Annotated in this window: 20 protein-coding genes; 18 read left to right on the top strand and 2 right to left on the bottom strand. The window is 71.6% G+C overall.

Annotated features, from left to right (window positions below; all coding sequences use genetic code 11):
• Positions 1–256: 256 nt before the first annotated feature.
• Positions 257–1,189 carry a hypothetical protein gene (locus KME66_RS27235; RefSeq protein ID WP_073217499.1) on the bottom strand — a complete coding sequence of 311 codons (933 nt, stop codon included), beginning with the start codon at positions 1,187–1,189 and terminating at the stop codon, positions 257–259.
• A gap of 227 nt (positions 1,190–1,416) precedes the next feature.
• Between KME66_RS27235 and KME66_RS27240 the strand changes: the two genes are divergently transcribed.
• From KME66_RS27240 to KME66_RS27310, 15 genes are all read left to right on the top strand, one after another.
• On the top strand, positions 1,417–2,067 hold the full coding sequence (locus KME66_RS27240) for a papain-like cysteine protease family protein (protein ID WP_253208491.1): 651 nt from the start codon (positions 1,417–1,419) through the stop codon (positions 2,065–2,067).
• Positions 2,068–2,071: 4 nt separating this feature from the next.
• Positions 2,072–3,079, top strand: a complete 1,008-nt coding sequence (locus tag KME66_RS27245) for a hypothetical protein (RefSeq protein WP_216327023.1) — start codon at positions 2,072–2,074, stop codon at positions 3,077–3,079.
• 120 nt (positions 3,080–3,199) lie between these two features.
• Positions 3,200–5,371: an excinuclease ABC subunit UvrC gene (uvrC, locus tag KME66_RS27250; protein ID WP_216327026.1), complete on the top strand. Its 2,172-nt coding sequence runs from the start codon at positions 3,200–3,202 to the stop codon at positions 5,369–5,371.
• Positions 5,368–6,336 (top strand): RNase adapter RapZ, encoded by a 969-nt coding sequence (rapZ, locus tag KME66_RS27255; protein ID WP_216327028.1) that lies wholly within the window; start codon positions 5,368–5,370, stop codon positions 6,334–6,336. Before uvrC ends, rapZ begins: the two co-directional genes overlap by 4 nt.
• Positions 6,333–7,367, top strand: coding sequence for a uridine diphosphate-N-acetylglucosamine-binding protein YvcK (gene yvcK / locus KME66_RS27260; RefSeq protein WP_073217487.1), 1,035 nt, complete (start codon positions 6,333–6,335; stop codon positions 7,365–7,367). Before rapZ ends, yvcK begins: the two co-directional genes overlap by 4 nt.
• A complete protein-coding gene (gene whiA / locus KME66_RS27265; protein WP_006123686.1) occupies positions 7,358–8,347 on the top strand; it encodes a DNA-binding protein WhiA in 990 nt (329 codons plus the stop codon). Before yvcK ends, whiA begins: the two co-directional genes overlap by 10 nt.
• Before the next feature lie 261 nt (positions 8,348–8,608).
• Positions 8,609–9,619 carry a type I glyceraldehyde-3-phosphate dehydrogenase gene (gene gap, locus KME66_RS27270; RefSeq protein ID WP_073217483.1) on the top strand — a complete coding sequence of 337 codons (1,011 nt, stop codon included), beginning with the start codon at positions 8,609–8,611 and terminating at the stop codon, positions 9,617–9,619.
• A gap of 114 nt (positions 9,620–9,733) precedes the next feature.
• Positions 9,734–10,945, top strand: a complete 1,212-nt coding sequence (pgk, locus tag KME66_RS27275; RefSeq protein ID WP_216327039.1) for a phosphoglycerate kinase — start codon at positions 9,734–9,736, stop codon at positions 10,943–10,945.
• Between the two features lie 6 nt (positions 10,946–10,951).
• Positions 10,952–11,728, top strand: a complete 777-nt coding sequence (gene tpiA, locus KME66_RS27280; RefSeq protein WP_073217479.1) for a triose-phosphate isomerase — start codon at positions 10,952–10,954, stop codon at positions 11,726–11,728.
• Positions 11,729–11,843: 115 nt separating this feature from the next.
• Positions 11,844–12,077, top strand: coding sequence for a preprotein translocase subunit SecG (gene secG, locus KME66_RS27285; protein ID WP_010061274.1), 234 nt, complete (start codon positions 11,844–11,846; stop codon positions 12,075–12,077).
• 111 nt (positions 12,078–12,188) lie between these two features.
• A complete protein-coding gene (locus KME66_RS27290; protein WP_073217477.1) occupies positions 12,189–12,524 on the top strand; it encodes an RNA polymerase-binding protein RbpA in 336 nt (111 codons plus the stop codon).
• A 182-nt stretch (positions 12,525–12,706) separates the two neighbouring features.
• A complete protein-coding gene (gene pgi / locus KME66_RS27295) occupies positions 12,707–14,365 on the top strand; it encodes a glucose-6-phosphate isomerase (RefSeq protein ID WP_216327042.1) in 1,659 nt (552 codons plus the stop codon).
• Between the two features lie 4 nt (positions 14,366–14,369).
• The gene (locus tag KME66_RS27300; protein ID WP_216327045.1) at positions 14,370–14,876 is read left to right on the top strand and encodes a PH domain-containing protein; all 507 of its coding nucleotides are present in this window, start codon (positions 14,370–14,372) and stop codon (positions 14,874–14,876) included.
• The gene (locus tag KME66_RS27305; RefSeq protein ID WP_216327049.1) at positions 14,873–16,426 is read left to right on the top strand and encodes a PH domain-containing protein; all 1,554 of its coding nucleotides are present in this window, start codon (positions 14,873–14,875) and stop codon (positions 16,424–16,426) included. The genes KME66_RS27300 and KME66_RS27305 overlap by 4 nt, the downstream gene beginning before the upstream one ends.
• 57 nt (positions 16,427–16,483) lie before the next feature.
• Positions 16,484–17,323: a poly-gamma-glutamate hydrolase family protein gene (locus KME66_RS27310; protein WP_216327051.1), complete on the top strand. Its 840-nt coding sequence runs from the start codon at positions 16,484–16,486 to the stop codon at positions 17,321–17,323.
• 97 nt (positions 17,324–17,420) lie between these two features.
• Here KME66_RS27310 and KME66_RS27315 read toward each other — a convergent pair whose 3' ends face one another.
• Positions 17,421–17,783 carry a VOC family protein gene (locus tag KME66_RS27315; protein WP_216327054.1) on the bottom strand — a complete coding sequence of 121 codons (363 nt, stop codon included), beginning with the start codon at positions 17,781–17,783 and terminating at the stop codon, positions 17,421–17,423.
• A 526-nt stretch (positions 17,784–18,309) separates the two neighbouring features.
• On the opposite strand from KME66_RS27315, the gene KME66_RS34210 reads away from it, so the two are divergent.
• From KME66_RS34210 to KME66_RS27330, 3 genes are all read left to right on the top strand, one after another.
• The gene (locus KME66_RS34210; RefSeq protein WP_253208492.1) at positions 18,310–18,489 is read left to right on the top strand and encodes a hypothetical protein; all 180 of its coding nucleotides are present in this window, start codon (positions 18,310–18,312) and stop codon (positions 18,487–18,489) included.
• Between the two features lie 44 nt (positions 18,490–18,533).
• Positions 18,534–20,741, top strand: coding sequence for a trypsin-like serine protease (locus tag KME66_RS27325; protein WP_216327057.1), 2,208 nt, complete (start codon positions 18,534–18,536; stop codon positions 20,739–20,741).
• Positions 20,742–20,869: 128 nt separating this feature from the next.
• On the top strand, positions 20,870–21,652 hold the full coding sequence (locus KME66_RS27330) for a barstar family protein (protein WP_216327060.1): 783 nt from the start codon (positions 20,870–20,872) through the stop codon (positions 21,650–21,652).
• Positions 21,653–21,735: the final 83 nt, after the last annotated feature.

The following is a 21,735-nucleotide window of genomic DNA, read 5'->3' on the forward strand; positions in this document are numbered from 1 at the left end:
TCCGCCCCGCAGGCATCAGCCGCCAGGCTCACCAGCTCCCCGGGCCCGGCCACGCCCCAGGCACCAGCCGCCAGGCATACCGGCCGCCAGGCTCACCAGCTCACGGGACCCGGCCACGCCCCAGGCACTCGGCCGCGAGGCACACCGGCCCGCAGGCTCACCGGGGCCCGGCCACGCCGCAGGCACCGGGCGGAAACGCACACCGCGGGCCCCGCAGGCACACCAGCCGGCGGGAGCCCGGTGGCCGGCCGGACCTTCACTCCCAGTCCCAGTCGATCCCGATCAGGCCCGGCCGTACGCCCTCCTCCACCAGGTGCACGGTCCGGTGCCGGCCGGTCAGCGTGAGGTCCCCGCGGGCCCCGCGCGCCGCCCCCGCCGTCGCCTGGACGAAGCGGCGGCACCGCACCGGGAGCGCGGCCTCGTCGAACCCGACCTGGAGCACGTACTGGCCGCCCCCGAAGGTGAAGCCGCGCACGTACTCGCCGCTCGATCCCCCCGTACCGTCGTGGAAGCCGTATCCGAAGAGGTACGTCTCGCCGGACCGCAGCCGGGTGTCGAACAGCAGCTCCGCCACCAGCACCCCCGTGTCCCCGTCCCAGCGGACCCGGCCCGTCCGGCAGTTCTCCAGCGCCCGCACCGCGATCCGCGAAGGGTCGCAGCCGGGGTCGCCCCGGTACACCGCGAGATAGCGGTCCACGCCGTCCCGGTGCGCGCGCACCACATGCCGGGAGGTGCGGCCGGCCAGCTCCCGGCGGGCCCCGATCCGTACCCGCTCCTGGTGTCCCACCGTGTGCAGCCCGCCGTCCACGGGGGACTCCATCGCGGCGAGGAGCCGTTCCACCGAGCCCGACGCCTCCATCAGCGACCGGTACGAACGCCCCGCCGGGCGGTCCGTCTCGCCCGGCGCGTCGCCGTCGCGCAGCAGCCTCGACAGTGAGTCCTCCGGCAGTGCGAGCACCTCCTCCAGTGCCCGAACGGCCCGCAGGGACTCGGCCCGCCGGGGGCGGCGCACCCCCTGCTGCCAGTAACTGAGGCTGGTCACCCCGAGCTTGACGCCCCGGTGCGCCAGGTGGTGCTGCACCCGCTGGAGCGGCAGCCCGCGCACCGACAGGGCCGTGCGCAACGCCAGATGGAACGGTCCGGTCCGCAGAACCCGCGCCAGTTCGGTGTCGGTCTCGGTCTGCCGCATGGGCGGGCCTCCGGTGAACGTTCACGTGGGGAGTGGCGACACCGACCCCGGGGGATGCGGGGGAGCAGGTGACCGGGGCGGTGCCGTTCACACCGACGCCGTGCCGTTCACACCGTGATGTCACCTCGCATTGAAGCGTGTTGACCTGCTCCGGACAACGCCGGATGCTCTTCGTCAGCGTCCGGACGCGCTCCTCCGATCCCCACCCCCGTTTCGGGAGGAACGCCATGCGCAACCGAAAAGTCAGCCCCAGACGGCACGGAAGGTCAGGGAGGTCCGGGAGGCGCGAAAGGCTCTCGTTCACCGCCCTCGTGGCCGCCGCGCTGCTCGCCGTCCCCGCTGCCACCGCCACCGCCACCGCCGCCCAGCCCCCCGCCACGACCGGCTCCAGCGTCGCCGCCGCTCAGCGGCTCAACATCACCATGCAGGCGCAGCAGCAGAGCAACTGGTGCTGGGCGGCCGGCGGCAACACCATCGCCACCTGGTTCGGGCGCGGCTACTCCCAGAACCAGTTCTGCAACGCCGCCTTCAATCGCAGCCAGAACACCCAGTGCCCCAACTCCCAGGCCACCCTGGGCCATGTCCAGACCGGCCTGTCCTGGGCCGGGATCAGGCCCGGCAGCTACGTCACCGGCTGGCTGCGCTATACGACCGTGCAGACCGAGATATCCGCCCGGCGCCCCGTCGAGACCCGGATCCAGTGGTCGTCCGGCGGCGGCCACATGCATGTCATCTACGGGTACGACGACGCCAACAGCTGGGTCTACTGGGGCGATCCCTGGCCCTCCAGCGACCGCTACAACTGGGCCTCGCACGCCTGGTACGTGAACAACAACCAGTTCTCCTGGACCCACTCGCTCTACCGGATCGGGGCGTGAGGACATGAACTCCACCACCCGGCGGACCTCCACCGCACGGAGCACCGCGACCACCCGGCGCACGCCCGCCGCGCGGCAGGCGGCCACCACCCGGCGCCTCGCCGTCGCCACCGCGCTCACCGCGACCGCCCTGTTCACCGCCGCCGCTCCCGCCCTCGCCGACGACGGCCGCGCGGCCCCGCCGAAACTGAGCGCGTCGACCCTCGAAGCCGCCCACGAGGCCGCGACCGAGCCGGCCACCCTGGCCACCCTGTCCCGGTTCTTCGCCCGGGAGGGCGCGGTGAGCAGGAAGGCGAGCGCACCGCGGATCGCGGGCGAGGCCGTGCCCGTGCGCACGCTCTCGGCCGCCTTCGTCGCCGGAGAGCCCGGAGCCGCCCCGAGCACCTTGGACTACCTGGCCAGCACCGCCGTCTCCTCCGACGGCCAGAAGGCCTCCCTGTGGACCCTTCCCGAGGCGGGCGCCGACGGCGACTGGCAGGTGGTGAACATCGCCACCGGCGACGACGAGGCCCGCTACGCCGCCCGGGGCGCCCGCGCACTCCCCGGCGGCACGGTCTTCCGTGAACCGCAGATCGACGCCTGGTACGTCCACGACGACTCCCGGGTCCTCCCGCTCGACCAGGACGCGAGGACCGCTGTGGGAGCGAAGGGCACCACGCTCGACGCCTACCGGACCCGGGTGAAAGAGGCGTACGGCGACAAGCTGCCCGGGTCCGGATACGCCCGCTCCGGCCAGGCGGGCGGCTACGGCCCCCAAGCGGCCCCGGGCCCCGAAGCAGCCACCGGACCCGCACCGGCCCCCGGCCCCGTCTCCGGCCCGGCGGCGGACCGGGCGACCCCGGACCGCGCCGAGGGCGCCGCACTCGCGAATGCGGCCCAGGGCCCCGACACGGCCCTGACCGCGGTCTCCACCACCGCCGGGGCCGGGGCGCTGCTCGCCCTGGCCCTGTGCGGGGCCGCCGCGCTGCGCCGCCGGAGCCGTACCGGGCGATCCCCGGCCACGGACGCCTGAGCACCGGCTCCAGCGGCCCACCGGCCCGCGCTCCGGGGTGCGGAGCACCCCACGGCACTCCGGAGCGCGGCACCACGCGAGGACGACGCGCTGTCACTGCCCGCAAGTAGGGTGTGAGACATGGCAGACCCCTCCAGCTACCGCCCCAAGCCGGGACAGATCCCCGACTCCCCGGGGGTCTACAGGTTCCGCGACGAGCACCGCCGGGTGATCTACGTCGGGAAGGCCAAGAACCTGCGCCAGCGCGTGGCCAACTACTTCCAGGACCTGGCGGGCCTGCACCCGCGTACGCGCACGATGGTCACCACCGCCGCCTCCGTCGAGTGGACCGTCGTCTCCACCGAGGTCGAGGCGCTCCAGCTGGAGTATTCCTGGATCAAGGAGTTCGACCCCCGGTTCAACGTCAAGTACCGCGACGACAAGAGCTATCCCTACCTCGCGGTCACGCTCAACGAGGAGTTCCCCCGCGTCCAGGTCATGCGCGGCGCCAAGAAGAAGGGCGTGCGCTACTTCGGTCCGTACGGCCACGCCTGGGCGATCCGCGAGACCGTCGACCTGATGCTCCGGGTCTTCCCCGTCCGCACCTGCTCCGCCGGAGTCTTCAAGAACGCCGCGCGCACCGGCCGCCCCTGCCTGCTGGGCTACATCGGCAAGTGCTCGGCCCCCTGCGTCGGACGGGTCACCCCCGAGGAACACCGCGAGCTGGCCGAGGACTTCTGCGCCTTCATGACCGGGCGCACCGGCACCTACATCCGCCGCCTGGAGAAGGACATGATGCAGGCGGCCGAGGAGATGGAGTACGAGCGGGCCGCCCGGCTCCGGGACGACGCCGAGGCCCTCAAGCGGGCCATGGAGAAGAGCGCCGTCGTCCTGGCCGACGCCACCGACGCCGATCTGATCGCCGTCGCCGAGGACGAGCTGGAGGCCGCCCTCCAGATCTTCCACGTACGCGGTGGCCGGGTGCGAGGCCAGCGCGGCTGGGTCACGGACAAGGTCGAGGCGGTCGACACCTCCGGCCTCGTCGAGCACGCCCTCCAGCAGCTGTACGGGGAGGAGCGCGGCGACGCCGTCCCCAAGGAGGTCCTGGTCCCCGCCCTGCCCGAGGACCCCGAAGCGGTCTCCCAGTGGCTCGCCGAGCGCCGGGGCTCCCAGGTCAGCCTGCGCGTCCCGCAGCGCGGCGACAAGAAGGACCTCATGGCCACGGTCCAGCGCAACGCCCAGCAGGCCCTCGGGCTGCACAAGACCAAGCGCGCCTCCGATCTGACCACCCGCTCCCGCGCCCTGGAGGAGATCGCCGAGGCGCTGGGTCTCGACAGCGCGCCGCTGCGCATCGAGTGCTACGACATCTCCCACCTCCAGGGCGACGACGTGGTGGCCTCCATGGTGGTCTTCGAGGACGGTCTGGCCCGCAAGAGCGAGTACCGCCGCTTCCAGATCAAGGGCTTCGAGGGCCAGGACGACGTCCGCTCGATGCACGAGGTGATCGGCCGCCGGTTCAAGCGCTACCTCCAGGAGAAGGAACGCACGGGGGAGTGGGAGGAGCAGCCGGAGGACACCCCGGCGGGGGGCCCCGCCCCCACGGGCTCCGCGCCCGGTCCCACCCTCACCGGCAGCGCACCCGGCCCGGCCCCCGCCGCCCCGGCCACGGTTCCCGTCTACGGCCCAGCCTCCGCCGCCCCGGACCTCAGCACCGTCGGCACCGCCGCCCCGGCCCCCGGAGACGGCGCGTCCCCGGAGGACGCCCGTGCCGAGCCCCGGGAGGACGACGGCCGTCCCAAGCGGTTCGCCTACCCGCCGCAGCTCGTCGTCGTCGACGGCGGGCAGCCCCAGGTCGCCGCCGCCCGGCGCGCCCTGGACGAGCTGGGCATCGACGACATCGCCGTCTGCGGCCTCGCCAAGCGCCTCGAAGAGGTCTGGCTCCCCGACGACGACGATCCCGTGGTCCTGCCCCGCTCCAGCGAGGGCCTCTACCTCCTCCAGCGCGTCCGGGACGAGGCGCACCGCTTCGCCATCACGTATCAGCGCGCCAAGCGCGCCAAGCGCATCCGCTCCGGCCCCCTCGACGAGGTGTCCGGCCTCGGCGAGACCCGCAAGCAGGCGCTGATCAAGCATTTCGGCTCGGTGAAGAAGCTCCGGCAAGCGACAATCGACGAGATCTGCGAGGTCCCCGGGATAGGGCGAAGGACGGCGGAATCGGTGGCCGCCGCCCTCGCCTCGACCGCTCCCGCGGCCCCGGCCGTGAACACGGCCACAGGAGAGATCATGGAAGAGGACGACGGGGGCAGCTCATGACCGAGAACAGCCACGAGACCACACAGAACACCGCAGACCGAGCACACCGAGCAGACGGAGCAGCACACGTGAGTACGAACACCCCGAACGAGACGGGTGACGCGGCCATCCCCGAGCTGGTGATCATCTCCGGGATGTCGGGCGCCGGGCGCAGCACCGCCGCCAAGTGTCTGGAGGACCTCGGCTGGTTCGTCGTCGACAACCTGCCGCCCGCGCTGATCCCCACCATGGTCGAGCTGGGAGCCCGCTCCCAGGGCAACGTGGCCCGGATCGCCGTCGTCGTCGACGTACGCGGCCGGCGCTTCTTCGACAACCTCCGCGAGTCCCTCGCCGACCTGGAGGCCAAGCACGTCACCCGCCGGATCGTCTTCCTGGAGTCCTCCGACGACGCCCTCGTGCGCCGCTTCGAGTCCGTGCGCCGCCCGCACCCCCTCCAGGGCGACGGGCGCATCGTCGACGGCATCGCGGCCGAGCGCGACCTGCTCCGTGAGCTGCGCGGCGACGCCGACCTGGTCATCGACACCTCCAGCCTCAACGTGCACGAGCTGCGGGCCAAGATGGACGCCCAGTTCGCGGGCGAGTCCGAGCCGGAGCTGCGGGCCACGGTGATGTCCTTCGGCTACAAGTACGGCCTGCCCGTCGACGCCGACCTGGTCGTCGACTGCCGCTTCCTGCCCAACCCCCACTGGGTCCCCGAGCTGCGCCCCTTCACCGGCGTCAACGAGGAGGTGTCCGACTACGTCTTCGACCAGCCGGGAGCCAAGGAGTTCCTCAACCAGTACACCGAGCTGCTCCAGCTGATCGCCGCGGGCTACCGCCGCGAGGGCAAGCGGTACGTGACCATCGCCGTGGGCTGCACCGGCGGCAAGCACCGCTCGGTCGCCATGTCCGAGAAGCTCTCCGCCCGCCTCGCCGCCGAAGGCATCGAGACCGTCCTCGTCCACCGCGACATGGGGCGAGAGTGACCGGACGCAATCTGCGGATGCGGCGCCTGAGCCGCGCCACCTCGGCGCTCTCGGGCCGCAAGCGCGGTGCTCAGCCCAAGGTCGTCGCGCTCGGCGGCGGCATGGGCCTCTCGGCGTCCCTGACGGCGCTGCGCCGGATCACCGGCGATCTCACGGCCGTGGTCACCGTCGCCGACGACGGCGGCTCCAGCGGCCGGCTGCGCGAGGAGCTGGGCGTGCTGCCGCCCGGCGACCTCCGCAAGGCGCTCGCCGCCCTGTGCGGCGACGACGACTGGGGCCGCACCTGGTCCCGGGTCGTCCAGCACCGGTTCGAGTCCAAGGGCGACCTCCACGACCACGCGGTCGGCAATCTGCTGATCGTCGCCCTGTGGGAGCAGCTCGGCGACCACGTGCAGGCACTGGACCTGGTCGGCAAGCTGCTCGGCGCGCACGGGCGGGTGCTCCCGATGTCGGCCGTCCCGCTGGAGCTCCAGGCGCTGGTCAAGGGCCACGACCCCGAGCTGCCCGACGCGATCGTCACCGTGCGCGGCCAGGCCACGGTGGCGCTCACGCCCGGTGAGGTGCAGTCCGTGCACGTGGTCCCGCCCGACCCGCCTGCCGTCCCGGAGGCCGTCGCGGCGGTCCTGGACGCCGACTGGGTGGTCCTCGGCCCCGGCTCCTGGTTCTCCTCCGTGATCCCGCACCTGCTCGTGCCGGAGCTGCTCGACGCCCTGGTCACCACGAAGGCCCGCAAGGTCCTCTCGCTGAACCTCGCGCCCCAGCCCGGCGAAACAGAAGGCTTCTCACCGCAGCGTCATTTGGAGGTTTTGGGGCGACACGCCCCTAAACTCGCCTTGGACGTGGTGCTGGCCGACGAGGCCGCCGTGCCCGACCGTGAGTCCCTCGCCGACGCCGCCCAGCGGCTCGGAGCCGCGGTCGAGCTGGCGCCGGTGGCATCGCCCGACGGCGTTCCGGTCCATGATCAGGAGCTGTTGGCCGCCGCGTACGACCGTATTTTCCGGATGCATGGAAGGATCGGCCCATGGCGATGACGCCAGCGGTGAAGAACGAAATCTCTCATCTTCCCGTCACCCGGACCTGCTGCAGGAAGGCAGAGGTCTCGGCGATTCTTCGGTTCGCGGGCGGACTGCACCTGGTGAGCGGCCGCATCGTGATCGAGGCGGAGCTGGACACGGGCAACGCCGCCCGCCGCCTCAAGCGCGACATCCTGGAGATCTTCGGGCACAGCTCGGAGCTGATCGTGATGGCCCCCGGCGGACTGCGGCGCGGGTCGCGCTATGTCGTCCGCGTGGTGGCGGGCGGCGACCAGCTGGCCCGCCAGACCGGTCTGGTCGACGGCCGCGGCCGGCCGATCCGCGGGCTGCCCCCGCAGGTGGTCTCGGGGGCCACCTGCGACGCCGAGGCGGCCTGGCGCGGCGCCTTCCTCGCCCACGGCTCGCTCACCGAGCCCGGCCGCTCCTCCTCCCTGGAGGTCACCTGCCCGGGGCCCGAGGCGGCCCTCGCCCTGGTCGGCGCGGCCCGCCGGCTCTCCATCGCGGCCAAGGCCCGCGAGGTGCGCGGCGTGGACCGCGTCGTCGTCCGCGACGGCGACGCCATCGGCGCCCTCCTGACCCGGCTCGGCGCCCACGACGCCGTGCTCGCCTGGGAGGAGCGCCGGATGCGGCGCGAGGTCCGCGCCACGGCCAACCGCCTCGCCAACTTCGACGACGCGAACCTGCGCCGCTCGGCCCGTGCGGCGGTCGCCGCCGGAGCCCGGGTGGGGCGCGCGCTGGAGATCCTCGGCGAGGAGGTCCCCGAGCACCTCGCCGCCGCGGGACGGCTGCGCATGGAGCACAAGCAGGCGTCCCTGGAGGAGCTGGGCGCCCTCGCCGACCCGCCGCTGACCAAGGACGCGGTCGCCGGCCGGATCCGCCGGCTGCTCGCGATGGCCGACAAGCGGGCCCAGGACCTGGGCATCCCGGGGACCGAGGCGACCCTCAGCGAGGAGCTCGCCGACGGCCTGGTCGGCTGACTCGTCGGCGGGCGAGGGACGTTGGTCCCCGACCCGCCGGGACCTCGGTCCCGCGTCACCGGGACCCCTGCCCCGGCGGGCGAACCGGAGACCCGTACTCCTACTGGCGAGTACGGGTCTCCGGTCGTTTCCGGTGGCGCACAGTGCACCTCTCGATGTCACTCCCCGGCCCTCGGAGAGGTAGGGTCGGAACCGGTCGGGGACATCCCTATACAACTCGCCGGCGTCGAAAACCGGCGTACCTAACGAGGAGATCGGTTCGTGACGATCCGCGTAGGCATCAACGGCTTCGGCCGCATCGGTCGCAACTACTTCCGCGCGCTGCTCGAGCAGGGTGCGGACATCGAGATCGTGGCTGTCAACGACCTGGGTGACACTGCGACCACGGCCCACCTGCTGAAGTACGACACCATCCTGGGCCGCCTCAAGGCAGAGGTCAGCCACACCGCCGACACCATCACCGTCGATGGTCACACCATCAAGGTGCTCTCCGAGCGCAACCCGGCCGACATCCCCTGGGGCGAGCTGGGCGTCGACATCGTCATCGAGTCGACCGGCATCTTCACCAAGAAGGCCGACGCCGAGAAGCACCTCGCGGGCGGCGCCAAGAAGGTCCTCATCTCGGCTCCGGCCAAGGACGAGGACATCACCATCGTGATGGGCGTCAACCAGGACCAGTACGACGCGGCCGAGCACAACGTCATCTCCAACGCCTCCTGCACCACCAACTGCGTGGCGCCGATGGCCAAGGTCCTCGACGAGAACTTCGGCATCGTCAAGGGCCTGATGACGACGGTCCACGCGTACACCAACGACCAGCGCATCCTGGACTTCCCGCACTCGGACCTGCGCCGTGCCCGCGCCGCCGCCGAGAACATCATCCCGACCACCACCGGTGCCGCCAAGGCCACCGCTCTGGTCCTCCCGCAGCTCAAGGGCAAGCTCGACGGCATGGCGATGCGCGTCCCGGTCCCGACCGGCTCCGCCACCGACCTGGTCGTCACCCTCCAGCGCGAGGTCACCAAGGACGAGGTCAACGCGGCCTTCAAGAAGGCCGCCGACGACGGCGCCCTCAAGGGCTTCCTGACGTACACCGAGGACCCGATCGTCTCCTCGGACATCGTCGGCGACCCGTCGTCCTGCACCTTCGACGCCTCCCTGACGATGGTCCAGGAGGGGAACTCGGTGAAGATCCTCGGCTGGTACGACAACGAGTGGGGCTACTCCAACCGCCTCGTCGACCTCACGGTCTTCGTCGGCGAACAGCTCTGATCCTCGGGTCGGCAGGCACAACGATGTGAGCGGGAGGCTCGACCGGCGCAACGACGCGTCGGTCGAGCCTCTTAGCATGTTCATCCGTCCTTGCAAGGAGTAACGGAAGACCAGATGAAGACGATCGACGAACTTCTCGCCGAAGGGGTCGCGGGCAAGCGGGTATTCGTCCGCGCCGACCTCAACGTGCCGCTCGACGGCACCACGATCACCGACGACGGCCGCATCCGCGCCGTCCTCCCGACGGTCGCCAAGCTCGCCGAGGCCGGCGCGCGGGTCGTCGTCGCCTCGCACCTCGGCCGCCCCAAGGGCGCCCCGGACCCGGCCTTCTCGCTGGCCCCCGCCGCCGCCCGCCTCGGGGAGCTCCTCGGCGCCGACGTCGCCTTCGCCACCGACACGGTCGGCCCGTCCGCCCGCGCCGCGGTCGCCGGCCTCGCCGACGGCCGGGTCGCCGTCATCGAGAACCTGCGCTTCAACGCCGGCGAGACCTCGAAGGACGACGCCGAGCGCGGCGCCTTCGCCGATCAGCTGGCCGAGCTCGCGGACGCGTACGTGGGCGACGGCTTCGGCGCCGTCCACCGCAAGCACGCCTCGGTCTTCGACCTCCCGGCCCGGCTGCCGCACTACGCGGGCTACCTCATCGCCACCGAGGTCGGCGTCCTGAAGAAGCTGACCACCGACGTCCGGCGCCCGTACGCGGTCGTCCTCGGCGGCGCCAAGGTCTCCGACAAGCTCGGTGTGATCGACCACCTGCTGGAGCGGGCCGACCGCATCCTCATCGGCGGCGGCATGGCGTACACCTTCCTCAAGGCCAAGGGCTACGAGGTCGGCAGCTCGCTGCTCCAGGAGGACCAGATCCCCGCCGTGCAGGAGTACCTGCGCCGGGCCGAGGAGAAGGGCGTGGAGTTCGTCCTCCCCGTCGACGTCGTCGTCGCCCCCGCCTTCCCCGACCTCAAGACCAAGGCCCCGGCCCACCCCGCCACCGTCGCCGCCGACGCCATGCCGGAAGGGCAGATGGGGCTGGACAACGGGCCCGAGACCAACAAGCTCTACGCATCGAAGCTCGCCGACGCGGCCACCGTCTTCTGGAACGGCCCGATGGGCGTCTTCGAGCACCCCGACTTCGCCGACGGCACCCGCGCGGTCGCCCAGGCGCTCGTCGACTCCCCGGCCTTCAGCGTCGTCGGCGGCGGCGACTCCGCCGCGGCCGTCCGCATCCTGGGCTTCGACGAGAATGCTTTCGGACACATTTCGACCGGTGGCGGCGCGAGCCTCGAATACCTCGAGGGCAAGACGCTTCCCGGGCTCGCCGCACTGGAGGACTGACCTTTCATGACCACCCGCACCCCGCTGATGGCGGGCAACTGGAAGATGAACCTCAACCACCTCGAGGCCATCGCCCACGTCCAGAAGCTCTCCTTCGCGCTGACCGACAAGGACTACGAGGACGTCGAGGTCGCCGTCCTCGCGCCCTTCACCGACCTGCGCTCCGTGCAGACCCTGGTCGACGGCGACAAGCTGAAGATCAAGTACGGTGCCCAGGACATCTCGGCGCACGAGTCCGGTGCGTACACCGGTGAGATCTCCGGCCCCATGCTGGCCAAGCTGCGCTGCACCTACGTGGCCGTCGGCCACAGCGAGCGCCGCCAGTACCACGGCGAGAGCGACGAGATCTGCAACGCCAAGGTGAAGGCCGCCTATCTGAACGGTCTGACCCCGATCCTCTGCGTCGGCGAGGGCCTGGACATCCGCAAGGCCGGTGACCAGGTCTCCTACACCCTCGCGCAGCTCGACGGCGCCCTGAAGGACATCCCGGCCGAGCAGGCCGAGACCATCGTCATCGCCTACGAGCCGGTCTGGGCCATCGGGACCGGCGAGGTCGCCACCCCCGAGGACGCCCAGGAGGTGTGCGGCGCGATCCGTCGCCGTCTCGCCGAGCTGTACTCGCAGGAGCTGGCCGACGCCGTCCGCATCCAGTACGGCGGCTCCGTCAAGTCCGGCAACGTCGCCGCCATCATGGCGCAGCCCGACGTGGACGGCGCCCTCATCGGCGGCGCCGCGCTGGACGCCGACGAGTTCGTCAAGATCGTCCGCTTCCGCGACCAGTGAGTATGCGGTAGCGCCGATCCGTCGTACCCTTGCGGGGGCCGAGAGGGTGGTCATCCTCCGGCCCCCGCAGTACGTACAGGCAGTATTCGAGAAATCCGGAAAGTAGGGACCAGCCGTGATTCTGGCGTTCCAGATCGCCCTGATCGTCTTCAGCCTGCTGCTGATGCTGCTGGTGCTCATGCACAAGGGCAAGGGCGGCGGCCTCTCCGACATGTTCGGTGGCGGAATGCAGTCCTCCGTCGGTGGCTCCTCGGTCGCCGAGCGTAACCTCGACCGGATCACCGTGGTGGTCGGTCTGGTCTGGTTCGCGTGCATCGTCGTCCTCGGTCTGCTCATCAAGCTCGACTGAACGACCCGTTCCGCGATTCCGGTAACGGTGTAACTCCTTCCACTGGACGCGCGTTGGGCCTTACGTAGACTGGGGCATCCTTCGAGCACCATCACGCAGGGAGTTACGACCGTGGCAAGTGGCAACGCGATCCGGGGAAGCCGGGTCGGAGCGGGGCCGATGGGGGAGGCAGAGCGCGGCGAGTCGGCGCCGCGCCTCCGCATCTCCTTCTGGTGCTCGAACGGGCACGAGACGCAGCCGAGCTTCGCCCATGACGCGCAGGTGCCGGACACCTGGGACTGCCCGCGCTGCGGCTTCCCGGCCGGCCAGGACAAGGACAGCCCGCCCGACCCGCCCCGCACCGAGCCGTACAAGACGCATCTGGCGTACGTACGCGAGCGGCGCAGCGACGAGGACGGCGAAGCGATCCTCGCCGAGGCACTGGCCAAACTCCGCGGCGAGATCTGACACCTCGCCCGCACAGCTCCACGGAAACCCCCGTCGTTCACCGGCCGGACACCCCACGGGTGTCCGGCCGTATCGCGTTCCCGCGCCACCCTCCTCCTCCACGCCGCCGGCCTCCTCGATCAATTAGGTTGGAGGGGCAGCGGGGATGCTGATGACGAGTGAGAAGTGGGCTGATATCCCGGATGAACGCAGCAAGCCGAACCAAGCTCAACCAGACGCCCGAGTGGACGGCTCTCGCCAAGCACCGTGAGGAGTTCGGCGCGCCCCAGCTGCGCGAGCTGTTCGCGCGGCAGCCGGACCGGGGCACCGCCTACACCCTGCGGGTCGGCGACCTCCACCTCGACTACTCCAAGCACCTGGTCACCGACGAGACGCTGCGCCTGCTGCGCGAGCTCGCCGCCGCCACCGGGGTCGCGGAGCTGCGGGACGCCATGTTCCGCGGCGAGAAGATCAACACCACCGAGGACCGGGCCGTCCTGCACACCGCGCTCCGCGCCCCGCGCGACGCGGTCGTCGAGGTCGACGGCGAGAACGTCGTGCCGGCGGTGCACGCCGTCCTGGACAAGATGGCCTCCTTCGCCGACCAGGTCCGCTCCGGGCAGTGGACCGGCCACACCGGCAAGCCCGTCAAGAACATCGTCAACATCGGCATCGGCGGCTCCGACCTCGGCCCCGCCATGGCCTACGAGGTGCTGCGCTCCTTCACGGACCGCGACCTCACCCTCCGCTTCGTCTCCAACGTCGACGGCGCCGACCTCCACGAGGCCGTCCGCGACCTCGACCCGGCCGAGACGCTCTTCGTCATCGCCTCGAAGACGTTCACGACGATCGAGACCATCACCAACGCCACCTCCGCCCGGGACTGGCTGCTCACCGAACTGAGGGCCGGTCAGGACGCCGTCGCGAAGCACTTCGTTGCGCTGTCGACCAACGCCGAGAAGGTCGAAGAGTTCGGCATCGACACGGCCAACATGTTCGAGTTCTGGGACTGGGTCGGCGGCCGCTACAGCTACGACTCGGCGATCGGCCTCTCGCTGATGGTCGCCATCGGCCCGGACCGCTTCCGCGAGATGCTGGAGGGCTTCCACCTCGTCGACGAGCACTTCCGCACGGCCCCCGCCGAGCGGAACGCCCCCCTTCTGCTGGGCCTCCTCGGGGTCTGGTACGGCAACTTCTTCGACGCCCAGTCCCACGCGGTGCTGCCCTACAGCCACTACCTGTCCAAGTTCACCGCGTATCTCCAGCAGCTCGACATGGAGTCCAACGGCAAGTCCGTCGACCGCGAGGGCGACCGCGTGGACTGGCAGACCGGTCCGGTCGTCTGGGGCACGCCCGGCACCAACGGGCAGCACGCCTACTACCAGTTGATCCACCAGGGCACCAAGCTGATCCCGGCGGACTTCATCGGCTTCGCCGCCCCGGTCCACGACCTGCTGCCCGGCCTGATCGCCCAGCACGACCTGCTGATGGCCAACTTCTTCGCGCAGACGCAGGCCCTGGCCTTCGGCAAGACGCCCGAGGAGGTCCGGGCCGAGGGCGTGCCCGAGGAGCTGGTCCCGCACAAGACGTTCCGCGGCAACCACCCCACGACGACGATCCTCGCCGACAAGCTGACCCCCTCGGTCCTCGGCCAGCTCATCGCGCTGTACGAGCACAAGGTCTTCGTCCAGGGCGCCATCTGGAACATCGACTCCTTCGACCAGTGGGGCGTCGAACTCGGCAAGGTCCTCGCGAAGAAGATCGAGCCGCTGCTGACCGGTGACGGAAGCACGGACGCCGGGCAGCTCGACAGCTCCACCGCCGCCCTGGTCGACGCCTACCGCACCCTGCGCGGACGCTGAGCCGATGCCACAGGGGGAGGGGGAGACGGTCCGGCTGCGACCGCCGCGCAACACGCTGAACGGGCGCGCCGTCGGCTGGTGGCGGGCCCAGTGGCTGCTGACGACCGCCGTGCCCGTCGTGCCGCTCGCGGTGCTGGGCGCGCTGATCGAGCCGGCCCGCCTCTGGCTGCTGCTGCCCGCCGCCGTCCTGGCCGCGGCGGGCACGGCGATCGCCCTCCTCCTCCCTCTGTGGTGGTTCCGCACGCACCGCTGGGAGATCACCGAGGACGCGGTGTACGTCCGCACCGGGTACTTCCGGCAGGAGTGGCGGATCGCCCCGATGTCCCGGATCCAGACCGTGGACACCGTGCGCGGCCCGCTGGAGCAGCTCTTCCGGCTCGCCACCGTCACGGTCACCACCGCCTCCGCGAAGGGCGCGGTACGGATCGAGGGCCTGGACCACGAGGTCGCCGCCGGCCTGGCCGAGCGGCTCACCCGCATCACCCGTGACACCCCCGGCGACGCCACATGAGCACCGCCGCCCCGCCCGCCGACTGGCACCGCCTCGACCCCCGTACGGTCCTGGTCACCGCCCTCGTCGTGGCGGGGGTCGTCGCGGGCGCCGCCGTCCCCGTCACACTCGGCCTCACCCGCTGGTCCAGCCTCCCCGCCGCCGTGCTCCAGGTGTTCGCCGGAGCTGTCCTGGTCATCGGGGTCGCGGCGGGCGCCGACCGGGTCCGCTGGCACCGCACCCGCTACCGCGTCGGTGAGGAGCGCGTCGACCTCCACACCGGTCTTCTCCTGGTCAAGCGCCGCTCCCTGGCCCGCGACCGCATCCGTACGGTCGACCTCACCGCCAACCTGATGCTCCGTCTCCTCGGTCTGGTCACCGTCCGGATCGGCACCGGCGAACAGGGCTCCGAGTCCACCCTCGAACTGGATCCGGTCGCACGCGCCGAGGGCGAACGACTGCGCCGCCTCCTCCTGGAGCGCGCTGCCGCCGTACCGACCGGAGGCGTTCACCGCGAGGGCGAACTCGCCGTCCTGGACCCCCGCTGGATCCGCTACGCCCCGGTCTCCTTCGTCGCCCCCATGCTCGGCGGGGCCGCCGCCGGGGCCGTGCTGCAGGTCAGCGACTGGATCGGGGCCCAGGGCCAGGTCATCGCGTGGGCCGGCGACCGCTTCCGGGAGACTCCGCTGCCCTGGGTGGTCGTCGTCCTCTTCCTGGCCGCCCTGGTCGCGGGCGTCGTCGGGGCGCTCGGCCTCTGGGTCGAGATGTGGTGGAACTACCGCCTGGAGCGCGAACCGGGCGGCACGCTGCGGGTCCGGCGCGGCCTGTTCACCTCCCGGTCCCTCTCCGTCGAGGAGGCCCGGCTGCGCGGCGTCGACCTGGTCGAGCCGCTGGGCGTCCGGCTGTTCGGCGCGGCCCGCCTCGACGCCATCACCACCGGCCTGGCCCAGGACCACGAGGCCAGGAACGCCGACCACAACACCCTGCTCCCGGCCGCACCCCGGCCCCGGGCCGACTCCGTCGCCGCCGGCGTCCTGCGGGAGGCGGCCACCCCGACCGGTGCGGCGCTCACCCCGCACCCCCGCGCCGCCCGGGGCCGCCGGCTGCGCCGGTCCCTCGCCGCGGCCCTCGGCCCGGTCCTGTTGCTCGCCCTTCTCGGGGTGCTCCTCACGCCCGTGCTGCTGTGGATCGCGCTCGGCTGCGCGCTGGTCCTCGTGCCGCTGGCGGTGGTGCTCGCCCTGGACGCGTACCGGGCGCTCGGCCACGCGCTCTCCGGCCGCTACCTGGTCACCCGCTCCGGCACGGTCCGCCGCTCCACGGCCGCCCTGGAACGGGCCGGGGTGATCGGCTGGACGGTGCGGCAGTCGGTGTTCCAGCGCCGGGCCGGTCTGCTGAGCGTCACGGCCACGACCGCGGCCGGAGGCGGTGCGTACACGGCGTACGACACCGACGCCTCCGAGGGCCTCACCTTCGCCGCCGAGGCGGTCCCGGTTCTGCTGGAGCCCTTCCTGGAGCGCGCCCCCGCCTCACGGGCGGAGGGGGCACCCCCGTCGCCGGCCGACGGAGCGTGAGGGAAAGCACCGTCCCGCCGCTGTGCTTCCGGCCCCGTCTGCGCGACGATGTCGATCATGACTTTCACCCACCGTCGCACGGTGCTCACAGCCCTCGCCACCGCCGCCGTCGGCGGCCCGCTGCTCGGCTCGCTCACCGCGACCCCCGCCCACGCCACCGGCGACCTGGACATCTACACCTCCAACACCGACCTCTACACCCAGCTCGCGGGGGAGGAGGGCGTCGAGTTCGCCCGCCGGTACAGAAGACACGCGTACGCCGACGCCTCGCTGTCGCAGACGTACCCGTACAACCGGACCACCGTCATGGCCATGCACGGCGGCGGTATCGAGATGGGTACCTCCGAGCTGTGCCTCGCCATGGCCGGCTACCACCCGGACACCCTCGTCCCGCTCGCGGACGGCCACGGGGTGCACGACTACTGGATGTTCGAGGGACTGCGGTCCTCCGGCAACCGTGATCTGCACGTCACGGCGAAGAACTGCGACGATCACGTGGCCATCTCCATGGCCGCGAGCAGCCTCAACGTCCTGAGCCTGCACGGCTGTACGGCGGCTCAGGCGGGCACCGTTCCCAAGGCCGTGGTCGTCGGCGGGCTGAACACCCGCTTCAAGACCCTGCTCAAGAGCGAGTTCGACCTCATCGGGGTCGCCTGGCGGGACGGCAACGAGGTCCCCGACCTGGCCGGAGTCAACCCCCGCAACCCCGTCAACCGCACCATGCTGTCCAAGGGCGCCCAGCTGGAACTCACCACGGACCTGCGCGCGGCCATGTTCGGGACCAACACCCGGGCGGGCCGGGCCGGCAGCACCACCGACGAGTTCGACCGGTTCGTCGGCGCCTGCCGGACCGCGATCACCAAGCTGCACCAGGACACGGACCAGATCATCCTCTGAGGCGCGGGGCGCGGGGCGCGGGGCGCGGGGCGCGGGGCGAAGGGCGCCGCCCCGCGCGCTGCCGGGCGTGAGGCCCTGACGGCCGTCCGCGGGCCCTTCAGCCGCCGTGCGTCGTGTCGATGACACAGAAGCGGTTGCCCTCGGGGTCGGCGAGCACCACGAAGTCCGGGTCCGGCGGATACAGGTCCCACGCGACCCTGGTCGCCCCGAGTCCGACCAGCCGCTCCACCTCGGCCTTCTGGGTGTCGGAGTAGAGGTCGAGGTGGACCCGGGGGACTTCCTGGACGGGAGAGGCGGAGCGCCCCAACGCCACACCGACGCCGGGCCCTTCGACGGGGACCAGCACCACCCAGTCCTCCGTCCCCGGCTCGCGCTCGGTGTAGGTGAGCGCGGCCTTCCAGAAGGCGGCTGCTCTGCTCACGTCGGTCGCACCCATCACCACGGTTCCTATATGCACCATGGGCCGAGTTTTTCATGCCACAAGCCCGGATCGCTCGGTAGAAACGGTACGGGCCTTTTTATGCGGCTCTGCTCTTGCGGAGTCGCCGCGGGCAGTTGCGCGAATGTTCAAGAACGTGTCGGGTGTCACATGAGTGCGCCACCGTTTGCCCTCTTTCGTCATTTTCCTGCGGTGGACAGGGTGTGAACGTTCGGGCAACATGGCCCCGCCGAAGTGGATCTTCGGGGCAGAATCCGGGGGGATTGCTTTCACGTGACGCGTCAAAGTGAACATCTTGTCGACGTTCTCGCTCCGGTCGTTTCGGCGGACCGGCCGAGAACCGAGAGGTGAGCATCCGAGTGACGGCACATGTCCCCCCGCGGGTCGACGAGTTCCCCGCGGAGCAGAGGGTCCTGCTGAAGCGCGGGGCGGCCCATCCTTCTCGCGGACCGTGCCACCGGCGCCTGCCTCGTCGAGGTGTGGGCGCACCGGCAGGGCGACAAGAGGATCTGCTTTTGCCGTCACCGGTCATTCGGGGTGGCTGACGATGGAAATTCCGGCCGCGCACTCCATCCAGGGCAACGACTGCACCACCGAAGTCGACAGGACCGTCGGTGCCGAGAAGAAGTCGTTCGACATCACCAAGAACGCGTGGACCGTGGTGGGTGGGAGTGCGGACGCCCAAGGCCGTGAGCACATGCTGGTGGAGATCCGGACCACCGAGTAATCACGCACCACGATCCTGGTTCGTATCGCGACAAAGGAACATATATGCAACGTACAGCTACTCTACGCTCCTCCGTGCTGGTCGCAGCCCTCACCGCGGGTTCGATCGTGCTCGCGGCCACGCCCGCCTCCTCCGTCGCCGGCGGGACCGCCGCCGGGACCGCCCATGCGTACACGGCCGAGATCACCGTCGGCGACCACGACCGCGGCTGTTCCGGCACCCTCGTCGACGCCGAATGGCTGCTGACCGCGGCCAGTTGCTTCGCCGAGGACCCGGCCGCCGGTACGGCCGTCCCGGCGGGCGTACCGCGGCAGAGGACCACCGCCGTCATCGGGCGCGCGGACCTGACCGGCACCCAGGGCGCCGAGCGCCGCATCGTGGAGCTCGTGCCGCGAACGGACCGGGACGTGGTCCTGGCCCGGCTGAACCGGCCCGTCACCGCTGTCACCCCCATCGCTCTGGCCACCACCGCCCCCACCGCCGGTGAGGAGCTGGCGTTCGCCGGATACGGGCGGACCCAGGACGAGTGGGCGCCCCTGAAGCTGCACACCGGCACCTACACCGTCGACTCCGCCGACGGCACCACGGCGGCGGTCACCGGCAAGGACGGGGCCGCCGCCTGCGCCGGTGACTCGGGCGGCCCCGTGGTCCGTTCGTCCGGTGGCACGGCCACCCTCGCGGCCCTGGTCAGCCGTTCCTTCCAGGGCGGTTGCTTCGGGACGGACGAGACCGTGACCGCCACCGGAGGCGTGGCCGCCCGGGTGGACGACCTGACGTCCTGGGTCGAGAGCCAGACCGGGAAGGCCCGCATCACCGACTTCAACGGGGACGGGGTCGAGGACATCGCGATCGGCGACCCGAAGGCCACCGTGGGAGGTCACGTGGCCGCGGGACTCGTCCGGATCGTCCACGGCGGGGGCAAGGGCACCGCCGAGATCAACCAGGACCTCGACTGGGTGCCCGGAGGGGCCGAGGACGGTGACTGGTTCGGGGAGTCCCTGGCCACCGTCGACTACAACGAGGACGGATACACGGACCTGGTCGTCGGCATCCCCGCCGAGGACGTGGGCAGCGAGGCCAACGCCGGCTTCGTCGACGTGCTCTACGGCGGCAGCGGCGGCCTGGGCACCGGCACCCAGAAGTACACGCACCTGGAGCAGGGTGTCGGATCCGGTGCCATCGCCGGCTCCGCCTCCGAAGCGGGCGACCGGATGGGCCACTCCGTCGCGGCCGGCACCACCGCCGCCGGGGAACCGTGGCTGCTGATCGGCGTCCCCGGAGAGGCCCTCGGCGCCGTCAAGGCCGCGGGAATGGCCTTCTACGTCCGTGGCGGCACGAGCGTTTCCCTGCACCAGGACAAGCCCGGTGTGCCCGGCGGGGTGGAGGCGGACGACGCCTTCGGCTCCAGCGTCACCGGCGACGCCCATCACTTGGCTGTCGGCGTTCCCGGCGAGGCCATCGGGACGAACAAGGAGTCCGGCGCGGTGGCCCTCTTCGGCCACACCCTGGACGCGCAGGGCATGCCCACCGTCGTCGGCGGGCTGGACCAGGACACCGAATCCGTCTCCGGGGCGGCCGAGCCCGGCGACGAGTTCGGCGCCTCCGTCGCCATGGCGGACTACCGGGTCTCGGGTGCATCGCAGGACCGGGCGTCGGTGCTCGTGATCGGATCGCCCGGCGAGGATCTGACCGTGGACGGCTCCGACCGGGTCGATGCCGGCCGGGCGATCCTCGTACGCATCGACGCCTCCGGCACCTGGACCTACCTGCGCTCGCTCAACTCGGGCACCAACGATGACGACGTCACCGGTACGGCCGAGACCGGAGACCGCTTCGCGGAAACCGTGGCCGTCGTGAACACCGCTCCGCGGCAGGTCGGCAGCACCGGCACGATGCGGATCGCGGTCGGCGCACCCGGCGAGGCCATCGGAACGGTCGCCGGAGCCGGCGCGGTGACGACCTTCTCGCCGTTCGGCGCGGCCGGCGCGGCCGACCGCTGGCTCGAGGCCGGCGACGGCGACGGCATCCCGGTCTCCCCGGGCACCGGCCACCACCTCGGCCGGAGCCTGCACTTCACCAGCACGCACCTGTACGTCGGCATGCCGTACGGCCCCTCCGCCCACGGCGCCCTGTACGCCCTGCCGATCTCCAACGTGACCGCGGGCGGCGTGATCGCCCCGGTGACCGCGTACGAGCCCGGCACCGGCGGACTCCCGGCGACCGGCGCCCGATTCGGCTGGGCGGCCCGCTAGCCCAGGCCCCCACCCCGGCCGAACGGCCGATGGAGTCCCCGAGCGCCGTGGCACTCGGGGACTCCCGCCTGTCGGGGCTGCGCAGGATCGCGCGGTTCCGGCTCTCTCCCCTGAACGGAACAGTACGTATGAGCCCCGAGAGCGACGGCGCCGACGACGCGCAGGACGTTCTGTACCGACTTGTCGACCAGGAGACAGGAGAAGTCCTGCTGGCCGCCGAGGACCTTCGCGGCTACTTCATGGAGGAGGACCCGGAGCCGCCGGAGACCGTCACCGTCACCTTTGTCCGGGCGCACCAGGTCGACCGCGCCCGGCGGAAGGCCGAGCACGCCGAGCTGCAGGTCGTCGACCGGCAGGGGAGAGAGATCGGGACGTACGTCATCGGGAGGGCTTCCGCCGTTTTCCGGTACGAGCCGGGGGCGTCCGGCGCCGACCGCCCCGACCTCGACTACTCCTTCGGTTATGCCTGCGAATACCCCCGGGCCGGAGAGATCTGGCGGAAGTGGGCCACGGGGAGACCCGTGGAGCGCGGAGAATGGGCTCGGTGCCCGTCCGACTGGCACGAGAGCCGGCTGCACGTCGTGCAGACCGCGTGGTTCGCGGCCGGACGGCGCGCGACCCGCTACGGGACCGATGCGACGGCGGTCGTCGACGGCACCGGAATCACCACGAGGGACGGCCTCTACTGCGCCCTGGGCGAAGCCGTCAACGGGCCCGGGGGCTACTTCGGCTCCAACCTCGACGCGGTCCACGACTGTCTGCGGAGCATGCGGGGCGACGGAGCTGCTCCGTTCCGCCTGCTGTGGCGGAACTTCGCGGCTTCCCGCGAAAGCCTGGGCGGAGACTTCACCGACGTCCTCCTCACCGTGCTGGAGGAGGGCGGTGTGGAGACCGAACTCTCGTCGGAGTGACACCGCCGGGCCGGCCTCCGGGTGACCGGCCCGGCATGCCGAAGGCCCGGCCCGCTCGTGAGGAGCGGGCCGGGCCTTCGGGT

Source organism: Streptomyces sp. YPW6 (genome assembly GCF_018866325.1).
Classification (GTDB): Bacteria; Actinomycetota; Actinomycetes; order Streptomycetales; family Streptomycetaceae; genus Streptomyces.